This is a genomic window from Peribacillus sp. YIM B13482 (assembly GCF_042787975.1).
Lineage (GTDB): Bacteria > Bacillota > Bacilli > Bacillales > DSM-1321 > Peribacillus > Peribacillus simplex_A.
The window spans coordinates 33958-47186 of the sequence record NZ_JBHZPF010000041.1; the positions used below are offsets into that span (position 1 = coordinate 33958).

Here is a 13229-nt window from a genome sequence, read left to right on the forward strand (position 1 = left end):
ACAATATTATGATGTTCAATGATAGGAGATAAACTTTAATTTTAAAGATAATTGAGGAACTTATTATTTTCCAATATTTTTAAAGATTTTTCTCTACTATTCTATTAGAGCAGACAAAATACTCGTGCTTGGTAGTATTTTGTCATATCTCAACGGGACATCATTACTATTTATACCTATTCCTATATTAATACCCACATCTCAATCTCTATTATAATTGAAATCAATTCCATAAAAGTTTTGCCACGTTTACTTAAACGAAAAACAGCTTGATTCATTTTGTGCATTTGTTGATTGAGGCGATTCACTGCTAATTTCTGAGCATTATAAATATAAATAAGCATCGTAAAATCAACATGTACTTTACCTTTTTCGTCTGTTCGATAACTGAAATTATTATAGTTAAAAGAACTCTTTTTAAGCATTGACTTGCTCAAGGGAAGTTCTCGTCTTGTAGAGCTTTTTCCATACTTTTTGAACATGTAACCGGGACGGGCCATACCAATCGCAGGGTTGGAAGTTATGTGTGGCTTCCATTATCCTGTAAAGGCGACGATCACATCTGGGCTATGTTCAGTTGTGGGAGCTGCGGTTGGTTTCCTTTGCTTAATCGTGTTCAGAATTAAAAGATTAGGACCATTTCACAAATAACGGCGAATTAGAACATAAAGCGGCATAATGAAGGCGGTTAAACAAATCTTTTCCCAGAAAAGGGGCATTACACGATGAAATATAGATCTGCATTCGATATAATCGGTCCCGTCATGATTGGACCTTCTAGTTCACATACAGCAGGAGCTGCCAGAATCGGCAGAGTAGCACGGACATTATTCGAAAAGCAACCGAAGAAAGCCATCATTTCTTTATATGGTTCTTTTGCAAAAACATACAGGGGACACGGTACGGATGTTGCTGTCGTAGGCGGGATATTGGATTTCGATACGGATGATGAACGAATCCCCACTTCATTGACGATAGCGGAAGAAGCCGGTATGGAAGTTTCCTTTACAATTGAGGATACGGTGATGGATCATCCTAATACAGTCAAAATCAGACTGTTCGACGAAAGTAAAGAATTAGAACTTGTTGGGATCTCGATAGGCGGCGGAACGATAGAAATAACAGAGTTGAATACGTTCAAGCTAAAATTGTCAGGTGAAAACCCAGCTATTTTAGTGGTACATAACGATGTTTATGGAATTATATCTTCCGTTTCAACGGTTTTAGCCAATCATGAAATTAACATTGGGCATATGGAAGTTTCACGTAAAGAAAAAGGTCAAATGGCTCTCATGGTGATTGAAGTCGATCAGAAAATCAAGAGCGATGTCATGAAGGAAATTGAAAGTTTGGAAAACGTGTCGCAAGTCATAAGGATGGTTGAATGATTAAAAGTGTGGGCACAGATATGGAGGTAAAAACATGTTCCGAAATGTAACAGAGTTGGTTGAACTTGCTGAAAGTAAAAATGTAAAAATTGCGGAAATCATGATTTTACAAGAAATGGAGTTCTCAAGCCTGTCGAGAGAACAGGTCATTGAAAAGATGGACAGGAATTTGACAGTGATGGAGCAAGCGGTGGAAAGAGGTCTTAAAGGTGTGCAATCCGTTACAGGTCTAACCGGCGGGGATGCCGTTCTTTTGCAAAATTATATTAAAACAGGCAAGGCACTCGGGGGCAACTTGCTACTGGATGCCGTCAGTAAAGCCGTTGCGACGAACGAAGTCAATGCAGCAATGGGAGTGATATGTGCAACTCCAACTGCCGGTTCTGCTGGAGTAGTTCCCGGTACGTTATTTGCCGTGAAAGAAAAATTACACCCAACCCGAGCTGAGATGATTGATTTTCTTTTCACTTCCGCTGCCTTTGGATTCGTGGTTGCAAACAACGCTTCCATTTCTGGAGCAGCTGGTGGCTGCCAAGCAGAAGTGGGCTCGGCAAGTGGAATGGCGGCAGCTGCGATAGTTGAACTTGCAGGCGGTACACCGAGCCAAGCCGCAGAAGCGATGGCGATCACATTGAAAAATATGCTTGGACTGGTTTGTGATCCAGTTGCTGGATTGGTCGAAGTTCCTTGCGTGAAACGAAACGCAATGGGTGCTTCCAACGCGATAACGGCAGCTGATATGGCACTTGCAGGCATTACGAGCCGCATTCCATGTGACGAAGTTATCGACGCCATGTATAAAATAGGATTGACCATGCCAGTTGCACTTCGTGAAACGGCAGAGGGCGGCCTAGCTGCGACTCCGACTGGGCGTAGATTGGCAAAGGAAATTTTCGGTTCATATAAATAAACCTACACCTTAAGCTCAGTTATGAAATCCTTGTCCTCAAAAGTTCTCTGTATTGCAATACATTGGAGAAATAACAAAGTCACCTCTAGGTACAAAATTGAACCCTGTTCATGACTAATCAGGGATATAACGTGAACCCTAGCTTCAGTTACGGAGCCTTCAGGTTTCAGAGGACTCGCATTGTAGGATTGAAACCCTTTGATTTTCAAACCTTGATGACGGAATCCGATCAAAATCGTATTACTTGGTGGATGAACTTTTTCTGGTTTTGGACACTGATTAAATTTGTCCCTTTTTTATCATATGCATGGCCTCAGACTACTCAATATAGAGGTTACTGTTTGAAACCCAACATAGAACGCACGCGCTTCTTAATAAAACGAAGATTTTGTTCCACTTTAACTAACTTGCCCCATAAGTAAGTACGAGCATCTAAGTAAATGGTGCATAAAGAGCTTGTTCCTTAAAAGACTGCTTCCACATTCAAACCATCTTTTCACTTCAGTGGTAAGTGAATTGGGATAATATATTTTTAAAAAACGAGACAAAACGAGACAACAATCTCATTTTGTCTCGTTTTGTTTCGACTGAAAATAGAAAAAGTCCTAATTTACCGAACTTCCATTTTGGCACACTATTTGCAATATAGATCATTGACTCATTATTAATGATTGGGGGCTGAAATATGGAAACGGTTCAAAAGAATGAAATGAAGTTATCACAAGACAAAGCTTATTGGATGTACAAAAAAATGCTGGAAATAAGAAAATTTGAAGACCAGGTTCATGAATCATTTGCAAAGGGGATTTTACCAGGGTTTGTCCATTTGTATGCCGGGGAAGAAGCGGTAGCTGTAGGAGTATGTGCACACCTATCCGATAAAGACAGCATTACAAGCACTCATAGGGGGCATGGCCACTGTATTGCAAAAGAATGCGACCTAAACGGAATGATGGCTGAAATCTATGGGAAAGTGACAGGGCTTTGTAAAGGAAAAGGCGGTTCCATGCATATTGCCGATCTCGATAAGGGGATGTTAGGCGCGAACGGGATAGTCGGTGGAGGCTTTCCGCTCGCATGCGGTGCAGCATTGACGGCCAAATATAAAAAGACTGATCATGTTAGTGTTTGTTTTTTTGGTGATGGTGCCAATAATCATGGGACATTCCATGAAGGCATAAATCTGGCGGCAATCTGGAAGTTACCCGTTATATTCATCGCTGAAAATAATGGGTATGGGGAAGCAACGCCTTTCAACTATGCTTCTAGCTGTAAAACGATAGCCGATCGTGCGATTAGCTACAATATCCCAGGTGCCCGGGTGGATGGGAAAGATGTAATGGCTGTGTATAAGGCTGCTGAAGAAGCCGTTCAGAGAGCTCGCAGGGGAGAAGGACCCTCATTAATCGAATGCGTTACTTATCGTAATTATGGACACTTCGAGGGAGATGCACAGAAATATAAAAATGAACTAGACAAAAAGGAGCATAAACAAGAGAAAGATGCGATTGCCCTGTTTCGGAATTACTTACTGAATCAGAATTTGCTGGGGGAAAAAGAATTGGTTTCTCTTGAGAGTGCCGTTGAGGAATCTATTAAAGAGGCAGTAAAGTTCAGTGAAGAAAGCCCGTATCCAGATGAATCCGATTTATTAAAAGATGTGTATGTATCCTATTAAACCAAAAAAGGAGGAATTTTAGATGAGTAGAAAAATCAGTATGTCACAAGCGATAAATGAAGCAATGGCCATTGCAATGAGAAAAGATGAAAATGTCATCCTTATGGGAGAGGATGTAGCGGGCGGTGCTGAAGTTGATCATCTGCAGGATGACGAAGCATGGGGTGGCGTTTTAGGTGTCACAAAGGGATTGGTTCAAGAGTTTGGCCGGGACAGGATCCTCGATACACCCATTGCAGAAGCAGGTTATATGGGAGCGGCAATGGCAGCCGCTTCAACAGGTTTACGACCGATTGCCGAGTTAATGTTCAACGATTTCATTGGCAGCTGTTTAGATGAAGTATTGAATCAAGGTGCTAAGTTCCGTTATATGTTTGGGGGGAAAGCACAAGTTCCTGTGACGATCCGTACGATGCATGGTGCAGGATTCAGGGCTGCAGCTCAGCATTCACAAAGCCTTTATGCCTTGTTTACAAGCATTCCTGGATTAAAGGTGGTCGTTCCATCTTCCCCATATGATGCAAAAGGGCTCTTGCTATCAGCCATTGAAGATAATGATCCAGTCATATTTTTTGAAGATAAAACGCTATATAACATGGTAGGGGAGGTCCCAGAAGGCTATTATACAATCCCGATCGGCAAAGCCGAAATTAAAAGGAATGGCTCGGATTTGACGGTCGTTGCCATCGGTAAACAAGTTCACACGGCAATGGAGACTGCTGAAAAACTTGCAGCGAAAGGAATTGAAATTGAGATTGTAGATCCAAGGAGCTTGTCACCGCTGGATGAAGAATCGATCCTCTCCTCTGTGGCAAAAACAAATCGTTTGATCGTGATGGATGAAGCGAATCCTAGATGCAGCATGGCAACGGATATTGCCGCATTGGTTGCGGATAAGGGATTTGACACGCTCGATGCGCCAATAAAAAAGATTACAGCTCCACATACACCTGTACCTTTTTCTCCTCCGCTAGAAGATATTTACCTTCCAACATCGGAAAAAGTGATACAGGTCGTTTCGGAGTTATTGGGGGAGCCATCCATTCTGGGGGTGTAATTCAATAGTATGATGCTCCAGCTTTTTAAGCCGGAGCAAGCAAACCAATAATGGACACAGAAACCAATCTGAAGGGAGAAAAAAGATATGGCGGTCGAAGTGGTAATGCCAAAATTGGGCATGGCAATGAAAGAAGGCACTGTTTCGTTATGGAGTAAGGAGGTTGGGGATTCGGTCGAAAAAGGTGAAGCAATAGCCAGCATCAATTCGGAGAAAATAGAAATGGATATCGAATCTCCAACGGAAGGTACCATTCTGAACATAGCTGTTCAAGAAGGACAAGGTGTACCCCCAGGAACCGTTATCTGTCACATTGGCAATCCGAACGAAAAAATTATGATCAAAGAACCTGTTGCTGAAAAAATCGATTTGGAAATTGATGAACAAGAAAAGCCGAAAACCAAAGAGTCACCCATTTTGCCACAGGGGGCCCGATTATTGATCACCCCAATTGCACGAAAAATGGCACAGGCAGCCAATCTTGATATTGAGAAGATACAAGGTACAGGACCAGGCGGAAGAATCACTAAAGATGATGTACAGAAAGAAATGGAGAAAAGGGATTCCAAGTCAGTAAATAAAGAAGAAAGAATAGTGGACCCCCAACATCCTTTAGAAAGTCCACAGCAAATTCCAGTGTCAGGAATGAGGAAAATCATTGCCAAGCGTATGAAGGAGAGCTTGCAAAACAGTGCCCAATTAACTCTCACGATGAAGGTTGATGTCACCGATTTAGTCATACTGCAAAAACAAGCCAATGAAATCCTACAAAGACATGAATCAACTAAACTGACGATAACGGACTTTGTTGCCAAAACTGTCGTACTTGCACTAAAAGAGCATCCTAAAATGAATAGTGCTTATATTGAAGATAATATCCATTTGTATGAGCATATACATCTTGGATTAGCAGTGGCCTTGGAGAAGGGGCTTGTTGTTCCGGTCATAAGAAACGCCGAAAGTTGTACCATAAGACATTTATCGAAAAAGGGTAAGGAACTGGCTAGGCGTGCACGTGACGGTCAATTGCCTAGTAAAGACATGCAAGGGTCAACTTTTACCATCAGTAACCTGGGGGCATACGGAGTTGAGCACTTTACACCGATTCTGAATACACCGGAAACAGGGATACTTGGGATTGGATCTGCTTACGATACCCCGCTTTATATTGGCGATGAATTGGAAAGAAGAACAATCTTACCACTCAGTTTAACTTTTGATCACCGTGTACTTGACGGAGCACCTGCTTCTGCCTTTTTACAAACACTAAAAAGGTATTTAGAAGAGCCGATCACCGTGATTTTATAGAAAGGGAGGGAAAGCACTTGAATCGTATAGCCATTATAGGCGGAGGTCCTGCTGGGTATGTAGCGGCAATCACTGCTGCCCAGCAGGATAAGGAGGTCATATTGGTAGTCGATGGGCCATTAGGTGGAACCTGTTTAAACGAAGGGTGCATGCCAACGAAGTCACTATTGGAAAGTGCCGATACGTATGAATTGGTGAAAAATGCTGGCCAAATGGGAATTCGGCTCTCCCCCAATTCCATTGAAGTCGATTGGGAAACCGTTCAGGAACGTAAAAAAGATGTCGTGTCTAAACTGTTGAATGGCATTCAATATTTAATGAAAAAGAATAAAATAAAAGTCATTCAGGGAAGAGCGTCAATCCTTTCGAGCCATCGTCTGAGGATCGAGAACGGAAATAAGAATGAAGAGATTGAAGCTAGTAAGGTCATCATTTCAACTGGGTCTGAACCGATTCCATTACCTTTTGCGCCGTTTGATGGAGAATGGATCATCCACAGTGGTCAAGCCATGTCACTTCCTGCTATTCCAGCTTCGTTACTAATTATCGGAGGCGGAGTCATCGGATGTGAATTTGCCAGTATTTATAGTAGGATGGGCACCAAGGTAACAGTTATCGAGATGGGGGAAAAGCTGCTTCCAGAGGAAGATGATGATATCTCGAGCATCTTGCATAAAGAATTGAAAAGCCAAGGCGTGACAGTCCATACCTCCACATCTGTAAAAAATATCAATTCAACTAGTAAGACGGTGTTTTTGGAGAAAAGCAATGGGGAATTGGAAGATTTTCATGCTGATTACGTACTCGTATCAATAGGGAGAAAACCAAGAGTACACGGGATGAACCTAGAGGGAAACGGTATTGATTTTTCCCGAATTGGCATCTCGGTGAATGATCGAATGCAAACAAGCAATCCCTCAATTTATGCCTGTGGTGATGTGATCGGGGGTATACAACTTGCCCATGTTGCTTTTCATGAAGGGCGGGTGGCGGCTCTGAATGCCTGTGGTCAATTTACACAAGTTAATTACCGGGCAATCCCTCGCTGCATTTACACCTCCCCGGAGATTGCCAGTGTAGGCTTGACGGAAAGAGAAGCGCGTAAAAAATATGGAGGGATTAATGTTGGGGAGTTTGCTTTTTCAGCAAATGGGAAAGCCGCCATTTCCAATAAACCGGCAGGAAAGATCAAAGTCCTTGTAAACCCTCAATATAATGAGATTTTAGGCTTTTCCATCGTTGGTCAACATGCAACGGAATTGATCGGTCAAGGAACAATCATGCTGCATGCGGAAATAACGGCAGAAATGATGGAAGATTTAGTGGCGGCGCATCCAACCTTGTCGGAATCCATCCATGAAGCTCTTTTAAATGTTGTAGGTCAAGCAGTACATTCTTAAAACTATTCATGTAACATAAGGGGGATTTTGTATGGCTAGCGGTCATCGAACGGCGGTAGTCACTGGTGCAGGACGTGGTATCGGACGTGCCATTGCTTTAAGATTAGCTCAAGATGGATTGAATGTGGTGATTAACGACGTCAATCTGGAAACGGCAAAATCGGTCGTAAATGAGATTAGGGAACTTGGACGTGAAAGCTTTGCCATTAAAGCAGATGTAAGCAATAGACGGGAAGTATTCGAAATGGTTGATCAAGTGGTGGAACGTTTTGGACAACTGGATGTAATGGTTTCAAATGCAGGAATTGCTCAAATAAAGCCGTTATTGGAAGTAACTCAAACAGACCTTGAACAGATTTTCAAGATAAATGTCAATGGTGTCCTTTATTGCCTGCAAGCCGCTGCTGAACAAATGAAAAAGCAAGAAGGCGGGAAAATTATTAGTGCTGCCAGCATTGCCAGTTTTAAAGGCTTTAGCTTGCTTGGTACATACTCAGCCACAAAATTTGCCGTGAGAGGCCTTACACAAGCGGCAGCACAGGAATTGGCCCAGTATGGCATCACGGTGAATGCATACTGTCCAGGAATTGTCGGGACGCAAATGTGGGATTTAATCGATGAAAAAATGGGGCATTATATGAATCTTGAAAAAGGGGAAACATTCAAAAAGTTTACTGATTCCATAGCCTTAGGACGCTCCGAAACCCCAGAAGATGTTGCCAAGTTCGTATCATATCTTGCTTCACCTGATTCTGATTATATGACAGGTCAATCCATCATGATTGATGGGGGTGTCCTTTTTTCATAAGCTAGCAAATATAAGGATCGATAGAGAAGCTTCATGTGAATAATCACATGAAGCTTTTTTAGTAAACTCAATCAATATATTGTAAGCGGATACATAATCTACTATAATTAAATGGACCTCGATTAACATCCTTATTTATAACTCCATGGTATTTTTCCGCTAGATTTACTAAGTGTATTTTCATTTTTGAAGGTTCAAACCAAATGATTAGAGGAGGATTATATGCTGTCCACTAGTTGTTATCTACGTACATGGGAACGCTTTATCAGTGAAGGTGTTCTAGATTCAAATCGTCTGAACAAGCGAATAATGGAATCTTGGCATCGTTGCAAAAAAGATCAAGTCAACCCGTACCTTAATAAAGGCAAGCACATATTGACAAGTGAATTATTGGACATTCAAAAGGAAAAAAACTCATTCCTATTAGAATTGGCATCACCCCAATTATCAAGGATGAATCAATCTATAAAAGAATCGGGAATGATGGCTTTATTAGTCGATCCCGATGGATATGTCCTATCACTTTCCGGAAACGAGAAAATCCTCAATGAGGCAGGCAAAATAAATTTTGTGGAGGGTGTACGCTGGACGGAGGGTGAGGTAGGAACGAACGCAATTGGAACAGCTTTGAAAACGGGTGAAGCCGTCATGATCCAAGGTACTGAACACTATTCCATTGCTTCACATAAATGGAGTTGCTCTGCTATGCCCATTTTAAATGAAGACGGGAAGATATTAGGCGTTTTGGATATATCGTGTCCAGTAGAATATTCCCATCCTTCCATGCTGGGGATGGTAGCCAATTTAGCGTATACGATCGAACAGGAAATGGGAGTGCGTTCCTATAAAAAGGAGCTGGAACTGATCCAGCACTCAATAGAACTTGCAGAAACCTATCCAGATCGTTTCTTTATCGTTTGTAATCATAAAGAAATGATCATATCCGCCAGCAAACTGGTTCGCAAAAAAATCCCTCAATCCATTGGCATGGCATTGGCCGATCTATTAAATCATGGCTATCGAATCGTTAAGGAAAACTTGCTTCTATCTAAAGAAGATAATAGGATTTCCGGTAAGTATTTACTCTTATCTGAAAATCATGGTCATAAAATCAATAGGCTTTTTCCTGCTTCAATGCCATCTGAAGTGTTTGACTTCAAGGGAGAAAGCGGGATTAGCGAATCCTTTCAAAACACATTGCAGAAAATGAAGCTTGTTGCACCGACAGAAGCTAATGTGTGCATATTTGGTGAAACTGGGGTCGGAAAAGAGCTTATTGCCATGGCTATCCATGAAAATGGCTCTCGAAAAAATGGACCGTTCATCACTATAAATTGCGGTGCCATCCCTAAAGATTTAATGGAGAGTGAACTATTCGGTTATGTTGATGGTGCATTTACAGGGGCTAAACGGCAAGGGCACAAAGGGAAGTTCGAGCAGGCGAATGGAGGGACCATTTTTCTTGATGAAATTGGTGAAATCCCACTAGCTATGCAAGTTGCCTTACTGCGTTTACTTCAGGAAAGAAAAATCGTTCCGATCGGTGGTACCAAAAGCATTTCATTGGATATTCGCATTATCACTGCAACACACCGTAATCTTGAAGAGCTTGTCAATGATGGGTCCTTTCGTCAAGATTTATATTATCGATTGAACGTTTACCCCATTCATGTACCCTCCTTAAGGGAAAGAATCGAAGACATTCCTTATCTAGTCAACTACTTGTGTTTAAAGAATGATTGGAATATTCCATTAACGGAAGAGTTAATGAAGCGATTAAAGGATTACAATTGGCCAGGCAATATAAGGGAGCTACAGAATGTACTCCAGCGATTGACCATCTTACTCGCGGAAGGACCTCTGGATTATATTCAAGTGTTGAATTCCATGCATTCACTGCCCAGTGCCCGGCATGATGATATCCCTTCATTGAAGGAAGGCGGTAAAAAATGCATCAAGGGGAATGAACTGACGATCCGTGAAAAAATCCAACGGGATCTAATGTTAGAGGCATTACAAAGATCAAGAGGAAATGTCACCGCTGCAGCAAAGTTTATGGATATACCAAGAAGTACATTTTACAAGCGGCTCCATAAGTATGGTTTATAGACAGGGCAATGTACATTATGTAAGAAAGGATTAAGGGAAATCCGTGAAAATTGAAAGTGGTCAATTAATGCCGTCGGTAAAGAAGAGGACAAACTTGAAAGTGGGACTGATAAAAAAAGTAATGGCCGTCAAAGAATTTTTAAAACAAATCGTCCAAGAAGCAACAATCTCGTTTGAATTCATCCAAAGCCGGATCAAATCCATTTGAACATGAATTTCCCATATTTCAAAATGGAACATGAGATCACAAGTGATTCCATGTTCCATTTTTTTCTGATGTATATTGTTCTTAGGCTTCTAACGACATACAGCTACGTAATTGAAGTAATGAATGTGAAGGATCTACCAACAATCTTCACTACCTTAATGTAAAACATAACATTTATATAGAGACTCCTAAAAAGCATTAAATGTCGTGCAAATTCACTTTAAAAGCTTCTCAGTAACTTTACTGGTCCATAAATAAAAGGGAATATATTAATTATGCCAATAACCTGGCTATTTACTTAAATAAGGAGGTCCTGGTTATGTAACTGAGCTAGCTATGTATTAATCCGTTGTATGCAGGCTAATATTTAGGCAAGTAAAGACCAATTGTAATATATATTCACTCACTTAAAAATAAATGGTGCACAGTTTAAAATAGCTACCAATTATCATTTTACCAAGATAAATGTGCTAGAACTTATTAAGTTAATGAATCAAGACTGTCATATTAATCTTACTATGCTCTTTAAGCTGCTGAACTTTATCCTAAATAAAAAAATGAAATTAATCGTAACGGAAATAAACGATATAAATTCCATTTGAGTAAGTATGGAATTAAAGCTGTATGTAATCTTATTAATAACAGAACGGATTCGATATTTAATGGCTAATTCTTTTATTTTAACGACTGGAGGGAATCATGTGCATAGACGACCCTATGATTATTTTTGGTAGGAAAGCGGTACATTGGAGAGATTCGTCGTAAAATTAAATTATATTTATATAATTTAATCGAAATGTAACCCCGTAATTTTTCTCATTTATCCATTATATTTATATATCAATATAATAAAACAAGAAGAGGCAGGATGGTTATACAGGAAAATGTACCGTTTGCAGAGAATATGTAGATATTGATTCGTATTGTCTCGCCTTAAATAAGGTCTATGAAAGGAAGGATAAGCAAAATGAAGAAAAAGATTGGTTGGACACTAGCTATAGCTGCGCTTTTGATAGGTGGGGGAATAATTTATTATTTCATTAATTTATCACTATACGAAACTACAGAAGGTTTATATGAGGTCCCTGTACCTAAAAATGCTAAGCTTGTAATGGAAAATGAACACGGGAAAAATTATGAGTGGTCAAGGGCGTCGGAAGAAAACGGCATACCATATGGTTATGAATTAGCCCTTAAAGCGAATGGATGGAAAAAGGGAGAAAGAGAAGGCGCTTCCGTTTTTTACACAAAGGGTCAGCAGAAAATAGATGTAATTTCTACAACGAAGCATTTAGATATCCTGAGAGTGAATTGACTAGTAGGTAAATGCTAACTAAAGTGCTTTAATGGAGTAAATCACGACTATAAAATAATTCTTCGCTAAAAAATCACATTATATATGCAATTAACAGAAAATTATAAGGAACAACTAAAAAATAGCCAATTAAATGACATTGAATATAATTAATTTAATTCATTATAAACCGTCAATTTTTAATAAAGATTAAAGATCTTTTTAAATTAGATAATATAACGACAGTCAATTAAATTTTTTTTGCTAAATTTAATTAGTAATTAGAATAAGATGAATATTGGATTATTAGAATCTAATATTCAATATTCGTCTCACTAAGTTAAGTATTCTTAAGATGTGAGATAAAAATAACAATTAAAACACAACTTCCTATAATATATATTATGTAAACTAGAAACAAACATAATAGTACCAAATGGTCACGCCTTCAAGTTCTCATAAGATTCATTATTGTCCCCTAACGTGGCTCAAGTTGACTATAATATTCAATGCTACTTCTAATAACACTCGGGGATCTTTCTATAAGTCGGCTAGGTCTCATAATTAATGGTTTCGAACATACTTCCTTGGGTTGGAATGAATAATTCCCAGTAGGTCTGATAATTATTAATTAAGTTCAAGCTTCGGATGATTATCTCATATACTTAGAAGTTGAGAAAAATTATTCTGTGAACACCTTAGCTAGTTATGCATTCGATTTAAAACTTTATGGTGAGTTTTTAACAGCTAACGACCGATCATTGGACTTAGCTGAACTCACATCGTATAGTGTGCGTCGTTTTGTACAAAATCAGGTCATCAATCATAGTATTAAGCCGAGAACGCTACAACGCCGTATTTCGTGCTTAAAATCATTTAGTGAATATTGTTTAAAAGAAAATTACCTAAATCAGATAAGAAATTACCTAAATATATGACCTTACAGGAGCTTCACAAATTATTTACCTAAGGCTGTTTTCACATACTTTGTTCTATTTACCAGGTAGTGAGTTGTGGTTGATTTCCCCTCCAGATGCTCGCTTTCCGCGGGGCGGGCGGTGAGCCTCCT

Annotated in this window: 12 protein-coding genes and 1 pseudogene; 11 read left to right on the plus strand and 2 right to left on the minus strand. The window is 39.9% G+C overall.

Annotated features, from left to right (window positions below; genetic code table 11):
- Window positions 1–182 precede the first annotated feature (182 nt).
- Window positions 183–437 (minus strand): hypothetical protein, encoded by a 255-nt coding sequence (locus ACFX4L_RS18025; protein WP_377405795.1) that lies wholly within the window; start codon window positions 435–437, stop codon window positions 183–185.
- Between the two features lie 288 nt (window positions 438–725).
- Here ACFX4L_RS18025 and sdaAB point away from each other — a divergent pair, with 288 nt between their 5' ends.
- Together sdaAB and sdaAA are read left to right on the plus strand one after the other, a co-directional pair.
- A complete protein-coding gene (gene sdaAB, locus ACFX4L_RS18030; protein WP_377384353.1) occupies window positions 726–1388 on the plus strand; it encodes an L-serine ammonia-lyase, iron-sulfur-dependent subunit beta in 663 nt (220 codons plus the stop codon).
- A gap of 34 nt (window positions 1389–1422) precedes the next feature.
- On the plus strand, window positions 1423–2298 hold the full coding sequence (gene sdaAA / locus ACFX4L_RS18035; protein ID WP_061463202.1) for an L-serine ammonia-lyase, iron-sulfur-dependent, subunit alpha: 876 nt from the start codon (window positions 1423–1425) through the stop codon (window positions 2296–2298).
- Between the two features lie 229 nt (window positions 2299–2527).
- On the opposite strand, the pseudogene ACFX4L_RS18040 reads toward sdaAA, so the two are convergent.
- A pseudogene (locus ACFX4L_RS18040) lies at window positions 2528–2695 on the minus strand (IS6 family transposase); the annotation flags it as partial.
- A gap of 288 nt (window positions 2696–2983) precedes the next feature.
- On the opposite strand from ACFX4L_RS18040, the gene ACFX4L_RS18045 reads away from it, so the two are divergent.
- From ACFX4L_RS18045 to ACFX4L_RS18085, 9 genes are all read left to right on the plus strand, one after another.
- Complete coding sequence (locus ACFX4L_RS18045) at window positions 2984–3976, plus strand: thiamine pyrophosphate-dependent dehydrogenase E1 component subunit alpha (RefSeq protein WP_377384351.1); 993 nt, start codon at window positions 2984–2986, stop codon at window positions 3974–3976.
- Between the two features lie 22 nt (window positions 3977–3998).
- Entirely contained in the window at window positions 3999–5033 is a 1035-nt protein-coding gene (locus ACFX4L_RS18050) for an alpha-ketoacid dehydrogenase subunit beta (protein ID WP_377405797.1), read from the plus strand.
- An 87-nt stretch (window positions 5034–5120) separates the two neighbouring features.
- Window positions 5121–6341, plus strand: a complete 1221-nt coding sequence (locus ACFX4L_RS18055) for a dihydrolipoamide acetyltransferase family protein (RefSeq protein WP_377405799.1) — start codon at window positions 5121–5123, stop codon at window positions 6339–6341.
- Window positions 6342–6358: 17 nt separating this feature from the next.
- Window positions 6359–7741 carry a dihydrolipoyl dehydrogenase gene (gene lpdA / locus ACFX4L_RS18060; protein ID WP_377405801.1) on the plus strand — a complete coding sequence of 461 codons (1383 nt, stop codon included), beginning with the start codon at window positions 6359–6361 and terminating at the stop codon, window positions 7739–7741.
- Window positions 7742–7772: 31 nt separating this feature from the next.
- Window positions 7773–8549 (plus strand): acetoin reductase, encoded by a 777-nt coding sequence (locus ACFX4L_RS18065; protein ID WP_377405803.1) that lies wholly within the window; start codon window positions 7773–7775, stop codon window positions 8547–8549.
- Window positions 8550–8771: 222 nt separating this feature from the next.
- The gene (locus tag ACFX4L_RS18070; RefSeq protein WP_377405805.1) at window positions 8772–10658 is read left to right on the plus strand and encodes a sigma-54-dependent Fis family transcriptional regulator; all 1887 of its coding nucleotides are present in this window, start codon (window positions 8772–8774) and stop codon (window positions 10656–10658) included.
- A gap of 67 nt (window positions 10659–10725) precedes the next feature.
- Window positions 10726–10866, plus strand: a complete 141-nt coding sequence (locus ACFX4L_RS18075) for a hypothetical protein (protein WP_377384341.1) — start codon at window positions 10726–10728, stop codon at window positions 10864–10866.
- A gap of 967 nt (window positions 10867–11833) precedes the next feature.
- Window positions 11834–12181 (plus strand): hypothetical protein, encoded by a 348-nt coding sequence (locus tag ACFX4L_RS18080; protein WP_377384339.1) that lies wholly within the window; start codon window positions 11834–11836, stop codon window positions 12179–12181.
- A 638-nt stretch (window positions 12182–12819) separates the two neighbouring features.
- Window positions 12820–13098, plus strand: a complete 279-nt coding sequence (locus ACFX4L_RS18085; protein ID WP_377384420.1) for a site-specific integrase — start codon at window positions 12820–12822, stop codon at window positions 13096–13098.
- Window positions 13099–13229 lie beyond the last annotated feature (131 nt).